This is a genomic window from Antarcticirhabdus aurantiaca (genome assembly GCF_009765365.1).
GTDB classification, from domain to species: Bacteria; Pseudomonadota; Alphaproteobacteria; order Rhizobiales; family Rhizobiaceae; genus Antarcticirhabdus; species Antarcticirhabdus aurantiaca.
The window spans coordinates 134,563-155,380 of sequence record NZ_VTOM01000011.1 but is presented as its reverse complement, the minus strand read 5'-3'; the positions used below and the strand labels follow the sequence as shown (position 1 = coordinate 155,380).

The window sequence follows — 20,818 nt, the reverse complement described above, 5'->3', positions numbered from 1 at the left end:
CGCCCCGCTCCTCAGAGACGCGCGGGCGGGGATGCCGGCGCCCGGCCCTCCGGCCGCCGGTCCGGGTCGCGCTTGGCGGCGAGATCGTCGAGCGCGTTCGGAAACACCGTGACGGCGCGGTTCAAGCCGCCGCAGCCGGCCAGGATGCCGGCGAGGACGAGTCCGGCGATGAGCCGCGAAGCGAGCCGCATGAACGAAAACTCCTAGGAAGGGCCGTCGGGCCTCAGGCGGAGGGCCGCGTCAGAAGGTAGCCGGACACGAGCGAGCAGATCAGAACGACCCAGGCCACCAGCAGAAGTCCCGCCCCCGTCCACCAGAGAAGGGTGATGCTCGCCACCATCGAGACGACAGCCGCCAGTTTCGCGCGGGGCGGGACGACCCGCCGCTCCGACCAGTTCCGCAAGTAGGGGCCGAGGTGCGGATGGCGACGGATGCGCTCGGCCCAGGCCGGCGCGCCGCGGCTGAAGGCCCACACCGCCAGGAGCAGGAACGGCGTCGCCGGCAGTCCCGGCAGCAGCACGCCGATGATGGCGAGAACCAGAGCGACCATGCCCAGCAGCCGGTAGAGGAGCGCCATCGGGGCTCGCATGCCTGTCCTTTCCGCCTCGCCGTCGGGAATCGCCGTCACGGCCGGCGCGCGACAAGGAAGCCGAGGACGATCCCGGCCCACCCTGCGATCGTGAGGCCCCCGCCGAGCGGCGCCGCGCCGGGAAACAGCCGCGTCCCGAGATAATGGCGCGCGGCAAGGTCCGCGGCGAAGATCGCGACGCCGCCCGCCAAAGCGCCGCCGGCGAGTCCAAGGACGCGCGGCGCAAGGTCGCGCAGGGCCGCGAGCGCCAGGAGTGTCGGAGCATGGACGAGCAGCATGGCGGCGGCGATCGCGATGCCGCGCGGATCCGCGCCGTGGCTCGCGGCGGCGGCGAGCGCCGTGCCGAAGCCGCCGAAGAGGCCGGCCGCGATGCCGAAGAGCCGGGCCGGCGTCGACGCGCCGATCACGCGCGCCTCGTCCTTGCGGAACGCGGGCCACCGGGCGCCCGCCATCCAACCGCCGACATCCGATCCGCCATGCCCTGCCCGCTCCGTCGCCTGCCGCGTTTCGCGCCCGTTCACATGCCCTGCTCGATCCGGTCATAGAGCGGCGACCCGGCGAAGACAGCCGGGGCGTCCGCCAAATTCGCGCAGGGGGGAGCGAACGGCGTCGTTGCACCCTCCGGCTCCGCTGCCTACCTTGGCGGCGAATCGCGCCGGGGCGGGTCAGCCCGTTCCCGCCGAGTTTCGGCTGTCGCCCGATCCCGACTGGATGGACTTTCCCGACCGATGCACGACCCGAACGCCTCGCCCTTTCCCCATCCGCCCCTGCCCGAGCAGCGGCCGACGCGCGACGAGCGTCACGGGCGCGAAAGGGTCGATCCCTACGCCTGGCTGCGGGCCGACAACTGGCAGGAGGTCTTCAAGGACACGACGCTGCTCGATCCCGCCATCCGCGAGCACCTGGACGCGGAGAACCGCTACCAGGAAGCAGTGATGGCCGGTACGAAGGGCTTGCGCGACAAGCTCGTCGCCGAACTGCGCGCCCGCATCAAGGAGGACGACTCCTCCGTCCCCGCGCCCGACGGGCCCTTCGCCTACGGCATGTCCTATGTCGAGGGCGCGGAATATCCGCGCTTCGTGCGCGTGCCGACCGGCGGCGGCGACACCGCGATCATCCTCGACGGGCAGGCGGAAGCGGCCGACCGCGCCTACTTCTCGCTCGGCGGCGTCAGCCACTCGCCCGACCACCGCTTCCTCGCCTGGAGCCACGACGACAAGGGCTCGGAGTTCTACGCCCTGTCGATCCGCGACCTCGAGACCGGCGCCGACTTGCCCGACCGGATCGAGGACACCAGCGGCGGCGGCGTCTGGGACGGACGCGCGCGTGGACTGTTCTACGCACGGCTCGACGCCAACCACCGGCCGAGCCGCATCCACTACCACGCGCTCGGCAGCGACCCGGCCGACGACCGGCTGGTCTTCGAGGAAACCGATGCCGGCTTCTTCATGGGCGTCGGCGAGACGCAGTCGGGCGAGTACGTCGTCATCGACATCCACGACCACGAAACCTCCGAAGCCTGGCTCATCCCGGCGCAGAACCCGGCGGCCGAGCCGCGCCTCATCGCCGAGCGCGAAACGGGCGTCGAGTACAACGTCGACGAGGCGGACGGTACCCTCTACATCCTGACCAACGTCGACGGCGCCCGCGACTTCAAGATCGTCACCGCCCCCGTCGACGCGACCGGCCGCGCGGCGTGGGAAGACTACGTGCCGCACGAGGACGGCCGGCTGATCCTCGACCACCTCGTTCTCAAACGTCACCTCGTCTGGCTGGAGCGCCGCGAGGGCCTGCCGCGCATCGTCGTGAAGCGCCTGTCCGACGGCGCCGAGCACGCCATCGCCTTCGACGAGGAAGCCTATTCGCTGGGTCTTTCCGGCACCTACGAGTTCGACACGACCCGCATCCGCTTCACCTACTCGTCCCTCACGACGCCGACGCAGACCTTCGAATACGACGTCGAGGCTCGCACGCGCACGCTCCTCAAGACCCAGGAAGTGCCCTCCGGCCACGACCCGGACGCCTACGTCACGCGCCGCGTCTTCGCGCCCGCGGCGGACGGCGAGACCGTGCCGATCTCGCTCCTGTATCGAAAGGACACGCCGCTCGACGGCTCGGCCCCCTGCCTTCTCTACGGCTACGGCTCCTACGGCATCACCATTCCCGCCTCGTTCAACACCAACGCGCTGAGCCTGGTGAACCGCGGCTTCGTCCATGCCATCGCCCACATCCGCGGCGGCAAGGACAAGGGCTATCGCTGGTACGAGGCGGGGCGCCGGCAGCAGAAGCCGAACACCTTCAGCGACTTCATCGCCGCCGCGGACCATCTCGTGGCAGAGAAGTTCACGGCCTACGACCGGATCGTCGCCAATGGCGGCTCGGCCGGCGGCATGCTGATGGGGGCGGTCGCCAACATGGCGCCGGAAAAGTTCGGCGGCATCGTCGCGGTGGTGCCCTTCGTCGACGTCCTCAACACCATGCTCGACGACACGCTGCCGCTCACCCCGCCGGAATGGCCGGAATGGGGCAACCCGATCGTGTCGGGCGAGGACTACGAGATCATCGCCTCCTACAGCCCCTACGACAACGTCAAGCGGCAAGCCTATCCGCCCATTCTGGTGCTGGCCGGCCTCACCGACCCGCGCGTGACCTATTGGGAACCAGCCAAGTGGGTCGCGCGCCTGCGCGAGATGAAGACCGACGACAATCCGGTGATCCTGAGGACCAACATGGACTCGGGCCATGGCGGCGCGTCGGGACGCTTCTCCAAGCTGGAGGAGGTCGCCTTCATCTACGCCTTCGCGCTGAAGCTGGTGGGCAAGGACGGGATCTGACGGCGCCAAGGCGCGCCGCCGACGCTTCTCCCTTCTCCCGCTGGCGGGAGAAGGTGCCGGCAGGCGGATGAGGGTGGTTCGGGAAGAGTGCGGCGCACCTCGAAGTGACTTGCTTAGCCGCTTGGCGGCCGACACCCTCACCCGCCCCTTCGGGGCACCCTCTCCCGCAAGCGGGCGAGGGGAACAGAGCCTCATCCGGCCCTGCGTCAGCCCCGCGCCGACCCATCCTCCGCCAGTTCCACCCAGCGCCCCTCCGCCGCGCTCTTGTAGATCGCGTGGATGAGGTTGATGTCGCGCAGCCCCATCTCACCGGGCGTGGCGATGGGCGCGCCATCGCGGATGGCGTCGCAGAGGTGGTCGATCTCGTGCGAGAACTGCACCTCGCTCGGCTCCTTCGGCACGAACTGCTCGTTCGCCTCAGCCGTCGCAACGGTCAGGCGGTTGCCGGTGTAGGCGGTCGCGGGGTCGAGCTTGGCGCCGGCCTTGTCGCCGAAGACGTCGATGCGCTTCACGTTGCCCGTGTAGGACGAGGAGATGTTGGCGGTCACGCCCGAGGGGAAGACGAGCTGCGCCGTCATCAGGTTCTCGACCTCGGCGAAGCGTGGATCGTTCGGCGGCGAGTGGATCGTGGCGGCAAGCCGGACCGGGTTCTCGCCGACGAACCAGAGGACGCCGTTCAGCGAATAGATGCCGATGTCGACGAGCGAGCCGCCGCCGGCAATGGCCTTCTTCGCCCGCCACTCGTCGCGCGGCAGCGACAGGTCCAGCGGCCGATGATGATCCGACGACGCGAAGGCGATCGGGCCGATCTCGCCCGTCTCGATCAGCTCCTTCACCCGCACGTTGTTCGGCTCGAAGTGCGCGCGGTAGGCGACCATCAGCTGACGGTCGGCGGCTTTCGCCGCGTCGATCATGCGCCGGCACTCCTCCGGCGTGTTCGCCATCGGCTTCTCGCACATCACGTGCTTGCCGGCTTCGAGGGCGCGGATGGCGAGCTCGGCATGGGTCGAGTTGGGCGTCACGACGTAGACGACGTCGATCGTCTCGTCCTCGGCAAGCCGGGCCATGTCGTAGCCGTAGATCGCGCCCTCCGGCACGCCGTGGCGGGCGGCAACGCTCCGCGCCTTCTCGGCATTGCCGGAGATGAGGCCGGTCAGCTTCGCCTTGCGCGCGCCGCCGAGGCCTTTGGGGATGACGTAGCCCTGCGCGAAGTCGCCGAGGCCAGCGACGGCCCAGCCGAGCCGATCGGCCTCGGGCTCCGGCGGCGGGCTTTCGAGCTTTGGCTCCGGGCGGCCGATGGGCGTCGCGGGGATCTCCTGCGCCGCGGCGCGGCCGGCGACGAGGCCGCCGAGGCCGAGCGCCAGGGTGCCGACGAAAAGGCGGCGGTTGGGGTTCAGGACGTCGTCGCTCAAGGCAGGGCTCCTTCACGGCTGCCCTGGCCTAATCCGCGTGCGTGCGCGCCGTTCCGCGCGCCGCATCGCCGCAGCTACTGCGAGGGCGCCGCCTCTCCCCTCTCATCGATCGGTGGGACAGCCTTGAGATAGGCGGCGATCGCGTCGCGGTCGGCGTCCGACAGTTCGGCGAGGTTGCGCTGCACGTCGGCCATTGAGCCGCCGACCGAGTCGAAGTCCGGGGTGAAGCCGCTGGCGAAATACTCGACGAGGTCGCTCTCCGACCAGGATCCCGTCTCGCCCCCTGGCGTGATGTCGGGGATGCCGCCCCGCCCTTCCGGGTTCGGCGCGCCGGCCAGCCACTGCGTCTCGATCAATCCGCCGGCGCCGTTGAACGAGCGCGGCGTGTGGCACTGGCCGCAATGGCCGGGGCCTTCGACGAGATACTGGCCGAGCTTGACCGGCTCGGGCGCGTCGGGAGCAAGCGGAACGATGGGCCCCTCCTCCGGCAGGAAGGCGAGCTTCCACAGGCCGACGCCGCGGCGGATGTTGAAGGGGAAGGCCAGTTCGTTGGCGGGCGCCCGTCCCTCGGCCGGCGGCAGGCTCTTCATGTAGGCCCAGAGGTCGGCAAGGTCTTGCGTCCGCATCTTGACGTAGGAGGTGTAGGGGAAAGCCGGGTAGAGGTGCCGGCCTTCCGGGTCGAGCCCGCGCTTCATCGCGTTGGCGAAGTCGGCATAGCTCCAGGCGCCGATGCCGTCGGTCGGGTGCGGCGAGATGTTGGGGCCGTGGAAGGTGCCGAAGGGCGTTTCGAGCGGTTCGCCGCCGGCGAGGAGCGGCTGGGCGCCCACCTCCGGCCGCTCGGCCGCGTGGCAGGAGATGCAGCCGCCGACATGGAAGATGCGCTCGCCCCGCGCGACGTCGCCGCCCGCCCCGTCGCCCAGCGTCGCGGCGTCGAGCGGCCGTGGCGTGGTCAGGACGTAGAAGGCGCCGCCGCCGACCACGGCGAGCCCGAACACGACGGCAAGGGTCCGCTCCAGCATCTCCCGGACTCCGGTTAATTATCGACGCGGAAGTCCTCGTGGCAGCTGCGGCAATTGCCGCCCACCACCCGGAACTGCTCGGAAAGCGCCGCCACGTCCTGCGGCGCCGCGGCGGCAGCCGCCGCCGTGTCGGCCGCGAACTTATCGAGATGCTCCTGGAATTCGGAGCGGTTCGTCCAGATGTCCGGCGAGGCCTCGGTGTTGCCGCCCGTTTCGCTGCCCTCGGGGAACAGCGTGCCGAAGCGCTGGGCGTCCTGGTTCATCGCCTGGAAGGCCGCGACCGCCGCCGCCGCGTCGAAGGGCGCCTCGCCCTTCACCATCTGGTTGAGCGTGCGAGATTGGCGGCCGACGTCCTTCATCACCTGCTGGCGCTCGGCGATCGGATCGCCGTTCTGGGCCGTGGCCGGAAGAACGGCCGCGCCGGCCGCGGCCAGCGCGAGAGCGGAAAGAAGCGGAACGGAAGAGAAGCGGAATCGCATGCGCAGGGGCTCCGGTTTCGTGCCGGGAGCCGGCCGAGCGGCTCCGTCGCCGTAAGGTAGCGGAGCGGAGCCGAGTCGGCATCCGCCCTCCCTGGAATTATTCTCAACTTCGCGAGATGCACGCGCGGAACGCGAAAGCGCCCCGCCGCGGCATGCGGCGAGGCGCTCCGATCGATCGGACGAAAAGGCTTAGGCGCCGGTCTTCTCGTACATTTCCAGGACGTGGTCCCAGTTGACGAGGTTGTCGACGAAGGCCTCGAGGTACTTCGGCCGGGCGTTGCGGTAGTCGATGTAGTAGGAGTGCTCCCAGACGTCGACGCCGAGGATCGGCGACGCGCCGTGAACGAGCGGGTTCTCGCCGTTCGGGGTCTTCATGATGGCGAGCTTGCCGTCCTTGACCGCGAGCCAGGCCCAGCCCGAGCCGAACTGGCCCTTGCCGGCCTCGATGAAGTCGTTGCGGAACTTGTCGTAGCCGCCGAGATCGGAGTCGATCGCGGTCTGCAGCTTGCCCGGCAGGCTCTTGCCGCCGCCGTTCGGCTTCATCCACTGCCAGAAGTGAATGTGGTTGAAATGCTGGCCGGCATTGTTGAAGAGCGGCTGGTTCTTGCCGAAGGACTGCTTCACCACCTCTTCGACCGAGGCGTCGCCGAGGCCGGCTTCCGCCGCGAGCTTGTTGCCCATGTCGACATAGGCCTGGTGGTGCTTGTCGTGGTGGAACTGGAGCGTCTCGGCCGACATGTACGGCTGAAGCGCGTCGTAGGCATAGGGCAGTTCGGGAAGCGTGAAGGCCATGGGGTCGTCTCCTTCGTGGCAGGTGACCAACTGTCTCGGACGCGCCCCGTCGGGCGGCGCGCCGTCGATTCGTTGCGGCTCTTTCTAGCGCCCCCGCGGCGAATAGCCACCCGCGGGCCGATTCAGGCGGACGCGTTGATCCCGGCAAAGCGCCAATAGGCCTCGCGCGCCTCGCGCCAGACCTCGCCCGCGCCGTAGTCGCGCCCCTCGATGCGGGCGATCGGAACGACCTTGGAGAAGTTGCCGGTGGTGAACACCTCGTCGGCGGCGAGGAAGTCCGCGACGGTCAGCGAGCACTCCACCACCTCGCGCCCCGCCTCGCGCAGAAGCTTGATCACGCGCTGGCGGGTGATGCCGTCGAGCAGGCATCCGTTCGGCGTCGGCGTCTTCACGACGCCTTGGGCGACGAGGAAGATGTTGGAGGTTGCGGTCTCCGCCACGTTGCCGACGGGGTCGAGCATGAGCGCGTTGTCGAAGCCGCGTCCCGCCGCCTCCATGATCGCCCGGCCGCTGTTGGGATAAAGGCAGCCCGCCTTGGCGGCGGTGGGCATGGTCTCGGGACCCGGCCGGCGGAAGGGCGATACGCCGAGCGTCAGGCCCTTCGTTGGCGGCTGCATCGGCGTCTCGTAGAGGCACAGAAGGAAGCGCGTCGAGTTCGGATCGGCCGGCACGCCCATGAAGCCGCCCTCCTCCGCCCAGTACATCGGGCGGATGTAGACGGCGGTCGAGCCGTCGAAGCCTTCCAGGCCCTCCCAGGTCAGGCGGGCGATCTCCTCGGCCGGGACCAGGGCCTTGAGGCCGAGAGCCTCCGCCGAGCGGTTGACGCGCGCGCAATGGCGATCGAGGTCGGGCGCCACGCCCTCGAACCAGCGCGAGCCGTCGAAGACGCTGGTGCCCTGCCAGATCGCGTGGCTCCGCGGGCCGATGAGGCCCGGATTGCCGTCCAGCCACGTCCCGTCGACGAAGGTTCGCGTCTTCGACGTCTCGCCCGCCATGCCACTTGTCCTTTTCCGCGTCACCCCATCCCTTCGCAAACGCGAAGAACGGGTTCCATTCCGGCTCCACCCGCGTCATAGGCTTCTCGGCTGGACCTGCGCAACCGCCGCCCCGGAGGGACGACCCGTGCATTCCGTTTACGTCTTCGACGCCTATGGCACCTTGTTCGACACGGGCGCGGCCGCCAAGCGCCATGCCGGCTCGCTGGGCGCGAAGGAGCGCGAGATCGCCGAGATCTGGCGGCGCAAGCAGCTCGAATATTCCTGGACGCGCTCGATGATGGGCGCGCGGACCCGCGACTTCTGGCAGCTGACCGAGGACGCGCTCGACTGGGCCATGGCCAAGAAGGACTGCCGCGACGAGGCGTTGCGCGAGCGCCTTCTCGACGCCTATCGCGACCTCGACACCTTCGAGGAAGTGCCGGCGACGCTGCGGCGGCTGAAGGAGCGCGGGGCGCGGCTCGCGATCCTGTCCAACGGCAGCCACGCCATGCTCGCGCGCGCCGTGCGCAGCGCCGGTATCGAGAGCCTCTTCGACGCGGTCCTTTCGGCCGACGATGCGGGCTGCTTCAAGACCGACCCGCGCGTCTACGACCTCGTGACCACGCGCTTCCGCATCTATCCCGACGCCGTCAGCTTCCAGTCCTCCAATCGCTGGGACGTGGCGGGCGCCTCGCGCTTCGGCTTCCACGCAGTCTGGATCAATCGCGGCAACGAACCCGACGAATATCTCGACATGCCGCCGAGCGCGGTGCTGCCGGACCTTGCCGGACTGCCGGACCTGATCTGAGGCGCGGACGCGCGATCCTTGTCGATTTCAAGGAAGAGGAACTTTTTTCCTCGAACTCCGTTCAGCGCCTAAGTCAAAAAGCGTCGCCGGCGTGATCGGCGGCCAAAAAACCGCAGGCTGGATCATGACCTCTTCCCCCATCGCGGGGCGCGACGGGCTGTCGCGCCGCTCTCTTCTCGTCGGCCTGGGGCTCGGCGCGACGACGCTCGTCGCCGGCTGCACCACGGGCCCGCGCGCCCGCATCGCCGGCCTGACGCCCTTCGCCGGCGGATCGCCCTATGCGAGCGCCTATCTTCCCGACATGTACGGGCCGATCTACGACGACGGGTTCCAGATTCCGGCCATCGATCCCTCCCGCGTCGATCCGCGCTTCTTCCGCCAGGAAGTCGCCGATCCGACCGGCGCTATGCCCGGCACGGTCGTCGTCGACACGGCCTCGCGCTACGCCTACTTCGTCGAGCCGGGCGGCCGGGCCATGCGCTACGGCGTCGGCATCGGCGGCGAGGGCTTCTCCTGGGGCGGCAACGCCGTCGTGCAGTTCAAGAAGCGCTGGCCGCGCTGGACGCCGCCGCGCGAGATGATCCAGCGCCGGCCCGACCTCGCAGAATATGCCGACGGCATGGAAGGCGGCCTCGGCAACCCGCTCGGCGCGCGCGCCCTCTACCTCTTTCAGAACGGGCAGGACACGCTGTACCGCCTGCACGGCACGCCGGAATACTGGACGATCGGCAAGGCGGTCTCGTCGGGCTGCGTTCGCTTCATGAACCACGACATCATCGACCTCTACAACCGCGTGCCGGACGGAGCGCCGGTGATCGTGACGCAGGTCGGAATCGCCTGAGCGCTTCGAACACGAGCGAATAATCGCGAGGGCGGGCGCCGACGGGCTCCCGCCCTTTCGTTTGTGCGCTCCAGTGACGATCGTCAGCCGGCCACGGAACGGTGGCCGCCTGTCGTCGTTCCCGGCGAACCGATTGGAACGATGCCAGGGAGCGCCCCATGCCGATGACCGACGTCTGCGCCTTCGACGATCTCTCCCGCGACGGCCTGACCGAGGTCGAGGCGCAGGGCGTCAAGATCCTCCTCGCGCGCAGCGGCGAGCGCGTCCTCGCGACCGGCGCCCGCTGCCCGCACAAGGGCGCGCCGCTGAAGAAGGGCCTGCGCGTCGGCGACCAAGTGATCTGCCCCTGGCACCACGCGATCTTCGACCTTGCCGACGGCGAGCGCCTGGAACCGCCGGCGCGCGAATGCCTGGCCCGCTTCGAGACGCGCGTCGAGGACGGCCGCGTTCTCGTCGACGTCGAGCCGGGCGCTGCGACGAGCCGCCCGGCCGTGACCGCCGCCGACCGCCGGCGCGGCGGCTCGAAGGTCTATGCGATCGTCGGTGCCGGAGCGGCCGGCCTCGAATGCGCCGACGAACTCGTCGCTGCCGGCTTCGATGGCCGGATCGTCCTCATCTCGGCGGAAGACGAGAACCCTTACGACCGGACCGACCTGTCCAAGACCTATCTCCAGGGCAAGAAGAAGGACGACGGCCTGCCGATCGCCGATCGGGACGATCTCGCGGCCCGCGGCATCGAGTGGATGAACCGCGCGGTTGCCGCCGTCGACGCGCCGTCGCGCGTCATCCGCTTCGCCGACGGCGGCTCGCTCGCCTACGACGCCTGCTTCGCGGCACCCGGCAGCGATGCAGCGCCGCTCGATCTCGCCGGCGCCGATACGGCCAAGCTGTTCTCGCTGCGCAGCCATGCCGACGCCAAGGCCCTGAAGGCCGCGGCGGATCCGGCCGCGAGCGTCGCGATCATCGGGTCGGGCTTCATCGGCATGGAGGCCGCCGCCGCCCTCGCGCAGAGCGGCAAGCGCGTCACGGTGATCGCTCGGGATCCGCTGCCCTTTGCCAAGCAGTTCGGCGAAGCCGTAGCCCGCCGCCTCCTCGCCCGGCACCGCGAGAACGGCGTGACGGTGCTGACGGGAGCCACCGCGGCCTCGGTCGAGCCGGGCGCCGTCGTCCTGGACGACGGGCGGCGGGTGGAGGCCGACCTCCTGATCTCCGCCGTCGGCGCCGCGCCCCGGTCCGGCCTCGTCGAAGGCGCCGAGACGGCCGGCCGAGGCCTGTCCGTCGACGAACGGCTGATGGCGGCCGATCAGCTGTTTCTCGGCGGCGACGTCGCGTCCTTCCCCTTGCCGGGGCACGAGAAGCCGATGCGGATCGAGCACTGGCGCGTCGCGCAGCAGCACGGCCGCCATGCCGCGCGCGCCATGATGGGACGGGACGCCGCCTTCGACGGGGTGCCCTTCTTCTGGACCGCGCAGTTCTCGCCGCTGCGCTATGTCGGCCACGCCGAAGGCTTCGACGAGGTCCATATCGAGGGCGACATCGACGGCGACAGCTTCACCGCCTTCTATGTCGAGGGCGGCATCGTCCGGGCCGCGCTCGGCGCCGGCGAGAAGGACCAGACGCCGGCCTTCCACGCGCTGCTGCGGCGCGAACCGGCGCCGCGCCGCGAGAGCCTGGCAGCGGCCGGCTGGACGGTCCGGTCGCTGCTGGTTTGAGCCTGCTCCTTACCGCGCGGGCACGTAACGGCGCTCGCGCTCGATCGCCTGAAGGCGCGAGGTCAGGTTTTCTTCCCGCACCATGCCGGGAAGCAGGAACAGGTCGATGAGCTGCCCGACGCCGAGAAGACCGAAGGTGAAGATCCACAAGAGGCCGGTCCAGAATCGGCCGAGATAGATGCGGTGCAACCCGCAGATGCCGATCAGGCAGCAGAGCCATAAGATGAACGCGACAGGTCCCGATTTCACGGACGGATTCTCCTTGAAGCCTTTCCTCCAGACATAGGAAGCCGGGCGAGGATTTGCACGCACCGGGCGTATCGATGTCGCTGCGAAACTTCTCGGAGCGACCGCAGGGCTCCTGCATCCTGGCACTTCCGCGGACCATCACCTATAGTCGTGACACGCTCGCGCGGCGGCGGGCGGGTCGAAGGGGCCGTCCCACCGCCGCGCGTGCCGACCATCACCGGAATTGCCCCCTCATGGCCGCCGACGCCGAAAAAACGGGTCTTCTCCGCGCCGGGCTGCGGCCGTTCCGCATGGCGCGCCGGCTGCGACGCCGACCGCCGCTCATCGCCTATCTCATCGGCTTCGCGCTCGTCGTCATGGCGCCGGCGATCCTGTTCAGCGTCTTCCTGATCCTGGAATTCGACCGTCAGCAGGAAGAGGTCGCGCTGACGCAGGTGGCGGACACGGCGGAGATCATCTCCAACGCGGTCGACCGCGAGATCTTCGGCATGATCACGACGGCGCGGGTCCTCGCCTCCTCGCCCTCGATCGACGCCAACGACCTCGCCAACTTCCACCTGCGCACGGCCGTCGCGCTGGACGGGAGCGAGACCAACGCCGCGCTCGTCACGCCGAACCTCGACGTCGTCATGAACACCCGGCTTCCTTATCCGTCGCCGCCGCGGAAGGTCACCTATCCGCCCGCGATCGAGCGCGCCTTCGTGACGGGCGAGCCGCAGGTGTCGGGCGTGTTCTACGGGCCCGTGGCCGGGGAAACGGTGTTCTACGTCGCCGTGCCCGTGCGCCGGGGCGACACCGTCCCCTACGTTCTCGCGATCAACAAGAGCGCGGCGGACCTCGACGAGGTGGTCGCCGCCCGCCAGCTGCCCCATAGCTGGACGGCGGAGATCAGCGACGACGAGAAGCGCTCCATCGTGCGCGTCGCGCCCGATCCGGCCGAGCCCGCCGCGCCATCCGACGACCGCGCGCTGGAGGCGGAGGTGCGCTCCCAGCTGTCCGGCTGGACCACGCACGTCACCGTGCCCGGCAGCGCGGTCGAGCGGCCGATCATCCGGTCCTGGGCTCTCCTCGCCTGGGGAACGGCCCTGCTGCTCCTGTTCTGCATCTTTCTGGCCTGGTACCTCGGCCGCAAGATCGCCCGGCCGATCGAGGTGCTGAAGATCCAGGCCGAGCGGATCGGGCGGGGCGAGCCGGCCTCGGCGGTCTCCACCGAGATCATGGAGATCGGCGAGGTGTCGAAGGTACTGGCCCAGGCATCCCGCGACCGTCGCGAGGCCGAGCAGCAGAACCGCTTCCTGATGCGCGAAATGACCCATCGCGCCAAGAACCAGTACGCGCTGATCGCGGCGATCGCCCGCCGGGCCGCCAAGGAAAGCTCGGACACGACGCAGTTCCTCGCCACCCTTTCCGAGGCCCTGAGCTCGCTCGCCCGCTCGGCCGATCTCCTGGCCGGCCGGGGCTGGGACTCGGCCTCCGTCGCCGAGCTCGCCGCGTCGCAGCTCCGCGCCTTCGGCGCAGGCGGTCAGATCCGGGCGTCCGGCCCGGAGGTCAAGATCAACCCGTCCGCAGCCCAGACCATCGGGCTCGCCTTCCACGAACTCGCGACCAACGCGGCGAAGTACGGCGCCCTGTCCGTCGACGAGGGACGCGTCGAGATCGACTGGACGCTGGCGGACGACTTCAGCATCACCTGGCGCGAGATCGGCGGCCCGATGGTGGTCGAGCCGAAACGCTCGGGATTCGGCACCCTGGTCACGCAGAAGATGACCGCCCGTGGTCTCGGCGGATCCGTCCACATGGCCTACGACCCTGCCGGCGTCGTCTGGACCCTACGCGCGCCCCTCGATACGATCCTCGCCCATTGACGCCCTTGAAGCGATCGATCGGGCACCGTAGTTATAACGCTTGTTATTACTGCAGGAGCGACGCGTCATGAACACGGTGGTTCGCAAGATCGGCAATTCGGAGGGCGTGATCCTGCCGAAGGAGCTTCTCGATCGCGCCGGCTTCTCCACCGGCGATCGTCTCCAGGCGATACCGACGGAAGATGGCATCCGCCTCGTCAAATCGACGGACGAGTTCGAGGAAGAGCTCGCACACGCCCGCGAATTCATGGACAAGTATCGCGACGCTCTGACCAGGCTGGCGAAGTGAACTGGCGCTGGGTTTCCCAGGCGGCGGTCGAGCAGATCCAGGTCGAGCAGATCGACCGCTTCGGTGGCCTTCGAGGCATCCGCGACTCGTCACTTCTCGAATCCGCGTTGGCCCGGCCCGTGAACAAGGCGGCCTATGGCGAACCCGAGGTACACGACCTCGCAGCCGCGTATCTTTACGGAATCCTCCGCAACCACCCCTTCATCGACGGCAACAAGCGCACGGGGATTCTCGTCGCGGCGGTGTTCCTGGCCAAGCATGGCTACGCCCTTACCGCCGACAACGGGCTTGTCTACCAGTTCGTCATGGACGTCGCGGCCGGGGCGGTGGAGGAGGCGGAGACGGCGCGCTGGTTCCGCGACTTCACGGAGCGGCGCGCCTGAACCGGCTTGCCGACGGCCGGATACGATCCATCGTCCCGCACTGGGCGTTTCGTGCTATGCCCGCCACCGAACGCAACAGGGAGCCCCGATGGCCGACAACCGCTCGCACCGCCTCGCCGTCCTGATCGACGCCGACAACGCTTCCGCCCGGATCGTCGACGGACTGTTCGACGAGATCGCCAAGCTCGGCGAAGCCAGCGTGCGCCGCATCTACGGCGACTTCTCCAGTCCGCGCATGAAGGGTTGGACCGACGTCCTGTCGCGCCACGCGATCCTTCCGCAGCAGCAGTTCGCCTATGTCACAGGCAAGAACGCCTCCGACATCTCGCTCGTCATCGACGCCATGGACCTCATGCATTCGGGGCGCTTCGACGGCTTCTGCATCGTGTCGTCCGATTCGGACTTCACCCGCCTCGCCGCGCGCCTGCGGGAGAACGGCCTTGCCGTCTACGGCTTCGGCGAGGCGAAGACGCCGGAAAGCTTCCGCCAGGCCTGCATGCGCTTCATCTACACGGAGAACCTCCTGCCGGCGCCGGCCGGCGGAGCGGCGGCTCCGGCGCCGCAGGGCGGCATGGGCGAGGCCCGCGACCTCCTTCGCGAGGTCTTCGCGCTGGCCGAGCGCGACGAAACGGAGGACGGCTGGATCGGGCTCGGCGAATTCGGCAAGCAGATCTTCAACCGCTATTCCGACTTCGACTCGCGCACCTTCGGCCACAAGAAGCTGAGCGACCTCGTGCGCGCGTCCGGCCTCTTCGACATCCAGAGCGGCGCGAACGGCATGGCGCGCATCCGGCTGAAGACCCGCAGCGCCGCCGAGACGGCGGACGAAGCCAAGAAGCCCGCGCGCACGCCGCGCCGCCGCACGAGCAAGGCCGCCGCCAAGCCCTCCTGAGGCGGGCCCTCAGCGAGCGGCCGCGACCACCGCCGGGGTCGGGCAAAGGCCGCCGACCTCGGCGCCTTCCCAGTTGCGCAGGACCGGTGTCGCCAGCGCGTCGAGGCGCGCGGCGAGATCCGGCTCGGTGCGCCTGACGAGTTCCGCCAGAAGCGCCGCGACGAGGCTCTCGGCCGCCCGCGTCGCCCCGTCGTCGATCTTCAGCGCGAAGCCGAGGCCCTGTTCGGGTAGGGCGCCGCAGAAGACGCCCTCGGCGCCGGTCTTGGCGAAGATCCGGCCCGGCGCCGCCTCCATCACGCGCAGACAGGCCCGGCCCGTGCCGGACATTTCCCAGGGCTGCGCCATGCAGGCCTCGATCAGCCGGCGCCCGGCCCGCGCCCGCTCGGCCGGCACGCCCGTGCCGGCGGCGAGCCGCGCGAAGCCGCGGGCGAAGCTCGCGAGCGGCGCGGCATAGGTCGGGATCGAGCAGCCGTCCGTGCCGCGGACGTCCGGCGAGAGCACGGCGCCCGTCACGTCGGCGATGGCCGCGGTGACGCGGCGCTGAACGACGTGCTCGGCCCGCACGTATCCCGCGATGTCCTCGCCGAGATGGGCGGCGGTGCAGAGGAAGCCGGCATGCTTGCCCGAGCAGTTGTTGTGGAGCGGCGTCGGCTCCGCGCCCGCCCGCGCCATGTCACGCGCGACCGCCGGATCGAAGGGCCAATGGGCGCCGCATTCGAGGCAGACGGGGCCGAGGCCGGCGCGCTCCAGCATGGAGGCGGCGAGCGCCGCGTGGCCGGGCTCGCCCGAATGCGAGGCGCAGGCGAGCGACAGCTCGGCATCGCCGAAGCCGAAGGCGTCCGCCGCGCCGCTCTCCACCAGCGGCAGGGCCTGGAACACCTTGATGGCCGAGCGCGGATAGATGGGCCGCTCGACGTCGCCGGCGCTCGCGACGATCGCGCCTCCGGCGTCCACCACCGCGAAGGCGCCGCGGTGGCGGCTCTCGACCAGCGGACCCCGCGTCACTTCGACCAGAACCGGATTTTCCATGCGCCATCTCATTTCGGCCCGCAGGCGCCGACACCATCTTTGCCGATGCGGTCGACGGGCCGCGCCGCTCCTAGCAACCTCATCCCGGTCCCGCCAGCCGCATGCGCCGCGTTCTTATGCTCTGCCTCGCCGCCTTCGTTCTCATCTACCTCGTTCCCGCCGCGGTCTCCGCCGCGCTCTGGGTCATGGGCGACCATCCCCGCTCCTGGCGCCAGGCCGACTGGGGCTCGGCCGCCATCCTGCCGCCGGCCAAGGAGAGCCCGGAAGCGGCGCTCTTCGTCATGGCGGCGCGCACCGGCGGGCTGAAGGGCGCGATCGCCGAGCATTCCTGGATCGTCGTCAAGGAGCCCGGCGGCGCCCCTTACGAGCGCTGGGACAAGGTCGGCTGGGGCTCGCCGGTCCGCTACAACGGCTATCCCGCCGATGGGCGCTGGTACTCGAACGTGCCGCGCGTCATCTTCCAGGTGAAGGGCGAGGCGGCCGAGCGTTTGATCCCGAAGGTGCGCGAGGCGATCCGCGCCTATCCCTACGCCATGAGCGGCGGCTACCACATCTTTCCCGGGCCGAACTCGAACACCTTCACCGCCTTCGTGATCCGCTCGGTGCCGGGGCTCGACGCGGCCATGCCGGTCGCCGCCGTCGGGCGCGACTATCCCTCGGACGGCCGCCTCGTATCGGTCGACGCGGACGGGCGGGACCTCCGCTTCTCGCTGTTCGGCTATGCGGGGCTGGCCGTCGGCGCGAAGTCGGGGCTCGAGCTCAACATCCTCGGCCTCGTCGCGGGCCTGGACCTGCGCCACGTCGGCGTGAAGATCCCGGCCTTCGGCACCTACACGCTGCTCGGGGAGCGCTGATCCCCATTTCGCGCACCCGCAAAGCTTGTTAGAGCGTCGGCCGACGGGATGCGGCGGGGAGATGACGACGGCCGCCCCGATGGAGGGTGCGATCCGATGTTTCTGTGCTGCGGCGATTCCCTGTTCGACGTCTTCGCGGAAACCGGCGAGGACGTGTCGCGCATCGACCTCCAGGCGCGCATCGGCGGCTCGGCGCTGAACGCCGCGCTCGGCCTCGCCCGGCTCGGCCACCCAGTCGCCTTCTTCGGCAAGATCTCGAACGATCTCTACGGCCGGCAGCTGCGCGCCTTCATGGCGGCCGAGTCGATCGACCAGAGCTTCCTGATCCCGACGGGCCGCAACACGACGCTCGCGATGGTCTCGCTCTCGGCGGCGGGCGTGCCGCAATATTCCTTCTACACCGAAGGCACGGCCGACCGTTCGGTGGTGCCGGACGAGGTGCCGGAGGCGCTGGCGCCCGAGGTCGCGGCCATCCATATCGGCGGATCCTACACGACCGTCTCCGAGCCGACCTCGCTCGCGCTGTCCAAGCTCGTCGCGCAGGAAAAGGACCGGCTGTTCATCTCCTACGATCCGAACATCCGCGCCTCGATCGTGCCGGATCTCGACGTCTGGCGGGTGAAGGTCGCCGAGTTCGTGGCCTCCGCGGCGCTCGTCAAGGCGAGCGACGAGGATCTCGCGCAACTCTACCCCAACCGGGAGATCGCCGACGTCCTCGGCGAATGGGTCTCGCTCGGTGCAAGTCTGGCCGTCTGCACCCGGGGCGAGAAGGGGGCGATGGCTCTGTCCGCCTCCGGCGTGTCCGTTTCCGTCGACGGTGTCCGCGTCGAGGTCGTCGACACCGTCGGGGCGGGCGACACTTTCTTCGCAGCCATGCTGTCGAAACTCGCCGAAGACGGGCAGATGTCGCGCGAGGCACTGGCGCAGTTCGGCCGGGGCGACCTCGAAGCGCTGATCGGCTTTGCCGTACGCGCGGCGGCCGTCACCTGCGGGCGGCGCGGGGCCGACCTGCCGCGTCGCGCCGACCTCGGCCTCGCGCCCCTGGCCCGATAAGCCGCACCGCTCTTCATCCTGGAATCGTTCGAAGGTCCGGATTGCCGCGGCGGCGCCGGGCGCTATCGTGCGATCCGGGTTGGGCACCTGATTCGAACGGGTGTGGAGGAAACATGCGGATCGCAATCGTGGTCGCTGCGGCGCTCGCCGCCGCGGGCATTGCGGGCATCGCCGCGACGGAGGCTGCGGCGCAGGGCGCCGGCGACCCCAAGGCCGGCGCGACGATCTTCAACAAGTGCAAGGCCTGTCACGCGCTGGGACCGGGCGCCGCCAACAAGATCGGCCCCGAGCTCAACGGCATCATCGGCGAGCAGCCCGGCGCCGTCGAAGGCTACCAGTTCTCCAAGCCGTTCATGGACTGGGCGGCGAGCCAGGGTCCTTGGACCGCCGAAACGATGCGGCCCTGGCTGGAGAACCCGCGCGCCGTCGTGAAGGGCACGAAGATGGCCTTTCCCGGCCTGAAGAACCCGGCCGAGATCGACAACCTCATCGCCCATCTCCTGACCTTCGACGAGGCCGGCAACCCGACCGCCCCGGCGAATTGAACGCAAACACCATCCCGCCGGACGGGCTCAGCCCGCCCGGCAATCGGCGCAGGTGCCGTGGATCTCGGTGGCGGCGAAGCGCGGCGTGAAGGCGGTTTCGGCCGCGAGCGCCTTCACGCGCTCCCCGAGGGCGGGATCGGCGAACTCGCGCACGGTGCCGCAGCCGTCGCAGATCGCGAAGACCAGCGCGTGCCCGTCTTCCTCGCCCTCCCCGTGGGTGCAGGAGCAGGCGAGATAGGCGTTGAGACTTTCCAGCCGGTGGACGAGGTGGCGCTCCGACAGGCTCTTCAGCGCCCGATACACCTGGAGCGGCGCCTTCAGCCCTTCGGGCCGGAGCGTCTCGAGCAGCTGATAGGCGGTGCGCGGCGCCCCCGAGGCGTCGCGAAGCGCCTCCAGCACCAGGTTTTCATTGCGGCCGATCTTGGTCTTGGCCATCAGCGGCTCCCCATGATCAGGCGGCGAGGCACGGCAAGGCTCGCCAGGAAGACCAGCAGCGCGGCCGCGACGATGGCCGGTCCCGGCGGCAGGTCGAAGTTCAGCGAGGCGAAGAGCCCGGCCACCACCGCGGCCATGCCGCAAAGGCTGGATGCCACGGCCATGACCTCGGGGCTCGGCGACACGCGCCGCGCGGTGGCGGCCGGGATCACCAGCATGGCGGTGATCAGGAGGACGCCGACGATCTTGATCGACACGGCGACCACCGCTGCGACGAGCACCACCAGGATCAGCCGGGCGATGCCGGGCTTCATGCCCTCGGCGCTGGCGATCTCCGGGCTGACGGTGGAGGCGAGGAGCTGGCGCCAGAACAGCGCGAGAACCCCGAGCGCTCCGAGCCCGCCGCCGAACACCACGGCGACGTCGAACCAGGTGACGGCGAGGATGTCGCCGAACAGGAAGCTCATGAGATCGACGCGAAGGTTCGGCACGAGCGCCGCCGCCACCAAGCCGAGCGCCAGCGAGGCATGCGACAGGATGCCGAGCAGAGCATCCGTCGACAGCCCGCCCAGCCGCTCCAGGCCGAGAAGCGCGAGCGCGACGAGAACCGCCGTCGCGAAGACGGTGGGCGGCAGCGGCAGGTCGAGCAGCAGGCCGAGGCTGACGCCGAGCAGCGAAGCATGGGCCATGGTCTCGCCGAAATAAGCCATGCGCCGCCAGATCACGAAGCAGCCGAGCGGGCCGGACACCAGCGCCACGCCGAGCCCGGCGACGAGCGCCCGCACAAAGAACTCGGCGAACATCAGGCCGCCTCCCCGCCCGTACCGTGCGGCGGGTGGGAATGCGCGCCGCCGTGATGATGGTGATGGTGATGGTCGTGATGCGACGGCCCCTCCCCGTCGCATCCGCAGGCGGCGTCGTGGAGGTGGTCGTGCACCGTGCCGTCGGTATCCACCGACACGACGCGGCCGTCGGGAAGGTGCGCGTGGTCGTGGTGGTGGGCGTAGACGGCGAGCGCGCCCCGCGCCCGCGGGCCGAAGAGCCGGGCATATTCGTCGCTTTCGGCGACGATGCGCGGCGGGCCCTGGCAGCAGACGTGGCCGTTGAGGCAGATCACCGTGTCGGTCTCGGCCATGACGATGTGGAGGTCGTGGCTGACGAGGAGGATGCCGCAGCCGGTTTCGCGGCGGATGCGGCCGATCAGTTCGTAGAGCGCGACCTCGCCGTTGAAGTCGACGCCCTGCACCGGCTCGTCGAGGACGAGGAGGTCCGGTCGCCCGGCAATGGCGCGGGCGAGAAGGACGCGCTGGAACTCGCCGCCCGACAGGTTGCGCATCTCGGCGCCGACAAGGTGCGCAACGCCCGTGGCGGCGAGGCTCTCCTCGATCGCGGCGCGCGGATGGTTGGCGACGAGCCGCATCATGCGCTCGACGGTCAGCGGCAGCGTCCAGTCCACGGCGAGCTTCTGCGGCACGTAGCCGACCTTGAGCCCGGCGCGCCGCTCGATGCGTCCCTCGTCGGCGGAGAGGACGCCGAGCATCGCTTTGACCGTCGTGCTCTTGCCCGAGCCGTTCGGGCCGATGAGCGTCACGATCTCGCCGGGGCGCACGGACAGGGACACGTTGCGCACCAGCCAGCGACCATCACGCCGCACGCCGAGGCCCGCGGCCTCGATGAGCGGCGCAGCGGCGGCTGAAGGAGACGGAGCGGAAGCGCTTGACAGGCTGCGGGTCATGATCGTTATGTAATAACATTACTGAC

24 protein-coding genes are annotated in these 20,818 nt (G+C 69.8%); 11 read left to right on the top strand and 13 right to left on the bottom strand.

Annotated elements, in window-relative coordinates; all coding sequences use genetic code 11:
- Positions 1 to 11: 11 nt before the first annotated feature.
- The 3 genes from FZN60_RS14845 to FZN60_RS14835 are packed head-to-tail and all read right to left on the bottom strand — an operon-like array spanning position 12 to position 1,041.
- On the bottom strand, positions 12 to 191 hold the full coding sequence (locus tag FZN60_RS14845; RefSeq protein WP_158874272.1) for a hypothetical protein: 180 nt from the start codon (positions 189 to 191) through the stop codon (positions 12 to 14).
- Between the two features lie 32 nt (positions 192 to 223).
- Positions 224 to 589 carry a YbaN family protein gene (locus tag FZN60_RS14840; RefSeq protein ID WP_158874271.1) on the bottom strand — a complete coding sequence of 122 codons (366 nt, stop codon included), beginning with the start codon at positions 587 to 589 and terminating at the stop codon, positions 224 to 226.
- Positions 590 to 624: 35 nt separating this feature from the next.
- On the bottom strand, positions 625 to 1,041 hold the full coding sequence (locus FZN60_RS14835; protein ID WP_158874270.1) for a DUF423 domain-containing protein: 417 nt from the start codon (positions 1,039 to 1,041) through the stop codon (positions 625 to 627).
- 276 nt (positions 1,042 to 1,317) lie between these two features.
- Between FZN60_RS14835 and FZN60_RS14830 the strand changes: the two genes are divergently transcribed.
- Positions 1,318 to 3,423, top strand: a complete 2,106-nt coding sequence (locus tag FZN60_RS14830) for a S9 family peptidase (RefSeq protein WP_158874269.1) — start codon at positions 1,318 to 1,320, stop codon at positions 3,421 to 3,423.
- A 206-nt stretch (positions 3,424 to 3,629) separates the two neighbouring features.
- On the opposite strand, the gene FZN60_RS14825 is transcribed toward FZN60_RS14830, so the two are convergent.
- The 5 genes from FZN60_RS14825 to FZN60_RS14805 form a co-directional block, all read right to left on the bottom strand.
- Complete coding sequence (locus tag FZN60_RS14825; protein ID WP_158874268.1) at positions 3,630 to 4,835, bottom strand: Gfo/Idh/MocA family protein; 1,206 nt, start codon at positions 4,833 to 4,835, stop codon at positions 3,630 to 3,632.
- Between the two features lie 74 nt (positions 4,836 to 4,909).
- Entirely contained in the window at positions 4,910 to 5,854 is a 945-nt protein-coding gene (locus FZN60_RS14820; RefSeq protein WP_158874267.1) for a c-type cytochrome, read from the bottom strand.
- Positions 5,855 to 5,868: 14 nt separating this feature from the next.
- Positions 5,869 to 6,333 (bottom strand): c-type cytochrome, encoded by a 465-nt coding sequence (locus tag FZN60_RS14815; RefSeq protein ID WP_158874266.1) that lies wholly within the window; start codon positions 6,331 to 6,333, stop codon positions 5,869 to 5,871.
- 189 nt (positions 6,334 to 6,522) lie between these two features.
- Positions 6,523 to 7,125: a superoxide dismutase gene (locus FZN60_RS14810; protein ID WP_158874265.1), complete on the bottom strand. Its 603-nt coding sequence runs from the start codon at positions 7,123 to 7,125 to the stop codon at positions 6,523 to 6,525.
- 122 nt (positions 7,126 to 7,247) lie between these two features.
- Positions 7,248 to 8,120, bottom strand: a complete 873-nt coding sequence (locus FZN60_RS14805; RefSeq protein ID WP_158874264.1) for a branched-chain amino acid aminotransferase — start codon at positions 8,118 to 8,120, stop codon at positions 7,248 to 7,250.
- Positions 8,121 to 8,247: 127 nt separating this feature from the next.
- On the opposite strand from FZN60_RS14805, the gene FZN60_RS14800 reads away from it, so the two are divergent.
- The 3 genes from FZN60_RS14800 to FZN60_RS14790 all read left to right on the top strand — a co-directional run bounded on the left by FZN60_RS14800 (position 8,248) and on the right by FZN60_RS14790 (position 11,463).
- Positions 8,248 to 8,910 (top strand): haloacid dehalogenase type II, encoded by a 663-nt coding sequence (locus FZN60_RS14800; protein ID WP_246726818.1) that lies wholly within the window; start codon positions 8,248 to 8,250, stop codon positions 8,908 to 8,910.
- Between the two features lie 124 nt (positions 8,911 to 9,034).
- Positions 9,035 to 9,751, top strand: a complete 717-nt coding sequence (locus FZN60_RS14795) for a L,D-transpeptidase (RefSeq protein ID WP_158874262.1) — start codon at positions 9,035 to 9,037, stop codon at positions 9,749 to 9,751.
- A 158-nt stretch (positions 9,752 to 9,909) separates the two neighbouring features.
- The gene (locus FZN60_RS14790; protein WP_246726816.1) at positions 9,910 to 11,463 is read left to right on the top strand and encodes an FAD-dependent oxidoreductase; all 1,554 of its coding nucleotides are present in this window, start codon (positions 9,910 to 9,912) and stop codon (positions 11,461 to 11,463) included.
- Between the two features lie 9 nt (positions 11,464 to 11,472).
- Here the strand turns inward: FZN60_RS14790 and FZN60_RS14785 are convergent, their stop codons facing one another.
- On the bottom strand, positions 11,473 to 11,712 hold the full coding sequence (locus FZN60_RS14785) for an NINE protein (RefSeq protein ID WP_158874261.1): 240 nt from the start codon (positions 11,710 to 11,712) through the stop codon (positions 11,473 to 11,475).
- 233 nt (positions 11,713 to 11,945) lie between these two features.
- On the opposite strand from FZN60_RS14785, the gene FZN60_RS14780 reads away from it, so the two are divergent.
- From FZN60_RS14780 to FZN60_RS14765, 4 genes are all read left to right on the top strand, one after another.
- Positions 11,946 to 13,577 (top strand): sensor histidine kinase, encoded by a 1,632-nt coding sequence (locus FZN60_RS14780; RefSeq protein ID WP_158874260.1) that lies wholly within the window; start codon positions 11,946 to 11,948, stop codon positions 13,575 to 13,577.
- Positions 13,578 to 13,644: 67 nt separating this feature from the next.
- Positions 13,645 to 13,866 carry an AbrB/MazE/SpoVT family DNA-binding domain-containing protein gene (locus FZN60_RS14775; RefSeq protein ID WP_158874259.1) on the top strand — a complete coding sequence of 74 codons (222 nt, stop codon included), beginning with the start codon at positions 13,645 to 13,647 and terminating at the stop codon, positions 13,864 to 13,866.
- A complete protein-coding gene (locus FZN60_RS14770; RefSeq protein WP_158874258.1) occupies positions 13,863 to 14,249 on the top strand; it encodes a type II toxin-antitoxin system death-on-curing family toxin in 387 nt (128 codons plus the stop codon). Before FZN60_RS14775 ends, FZN60_RS14770 begins: the two co-directional genes overlap by 4 nt.
- Before the next feature lie 88 nt (positions 14,250 to 14,337).
- Positions 14,338 to 15,141, top strand: coding sequence for an NYN domain-containing protein (locus tag FZN60_RS14765; RefSeq protein ID WP_158874257.1), 804 nt, complete (start codon positions 14,338 to 14,340; stop codon positions 15,139 to 15,141).
- 9 nt (positions 15,142 to 15,150) lie between these two features.
- Here FZN60_RS14765 and FZN60_RS14760 read toward each other — a convergent pair whose 3' ends face one another.
- On the bottom strand, positions 15,151 to 16,170 hold the full coding sequence (locus FZN60_RS14760) for an asparaginase (protein WP_158874256.1): 1,020 nt from the start codon (positions 16,168 to 16,170) through the stop codon (positions 15,151 to 15,153).
- 101 nt (positions 16,171 to 16,271) lie between these two features.
- On the opposite strand from FZN60_RS14760, the gene FZN60_RS14755 reads away from it, so the two are divergent.
- From FZN60_RS14755 to FZN60_RS14745, 3 genes are all read left to right on the top strand, one after another.
- Entirely contained in the window at positions 16,272 to 17,024 is a 753-nt protein-coding gene (locus FZN60_RS14755; RefSeq protein ID WP_158874255.1) for a DUF3750 domain-containing protein, read from the top strand.
- A gap of 96 nt (positions 17,025 to 17,120) precedes the next feature.
- On the top strand, positions 17,121 to 18,077 hold the full coding sequence (locus FZN60_RS14750) for a carbohydrate kinase family protein (protein WP_158874254.1): 957 nt from the start codon (positions 17,121 to 17,123) through the stop codon (positions 18,075 to 18,077).
- A gap of 113 nt (positions 18,078 to 18,190) precedes the next feature.
- Positions 18,191 to 18,622, top strand: coding sequence for a c-type cytochrome (locus FZN60_RS14745; RefSeq protein ID WP_158874253.1), 432 nt, complete (start codon positions 18,191 to 18,193; stop codon positions 18,620 to 18,622).
- Between the two features lie 27 nt (positions 18,623 to 18,649).
- On the opposite strand, the gene FZN60_RS14740 is transcribed toward FZN60_RS14745, so the two are convergent.
- The 3 genes from FZN60_RS14740 to FZN60_RS14730 are packed head-to-tail and all read right to left on the bottom strand — an operon-like array spanning position 18,650 to position 20,792.
- Positions 18,650 to 19,057, bottom strand: coding sequence for a Fur family transcriptional regulator (locus FZN60_RS14740; protein ID WP_158874252.1), 408 nt, complete (start codon positions 19,055 to 19,057; stop codon positions 18,650 to 18,652).
- Positions 19,057 to 19,860, bottom strand: coding sequence for a metal ABC transporter permease (locus tag FZN60_RS14735; RefSeq protein ID WP_158874251.1), 804 nt, complete (start codon positions 19,858 to 19,860; stop codon positions 19,057 to 19,059). The genes FZN60_RS14740 and FZN60_RS14735 overlap by 1 nt, the downstream gene beginning before the upstream one ends.
- Positions 19,860 to 20,792, bottom strand: coding sequence for an ATP-binding cassette domain-containing protein (locus FZN60_RS14730; RefSeq protein WP_158874250.1), 933 nt, complete (start codon positions 20,790 to 20,792; stop codon positions 19,860 to 19,862). The genes FZN60_RS14735 and FZN60_RS14730 overlap by 1 nt, the downstream gene beginning before the upstream one ends.
- Positions 20,793 to 20,818 lie beyond the last annotated feature (26 nt).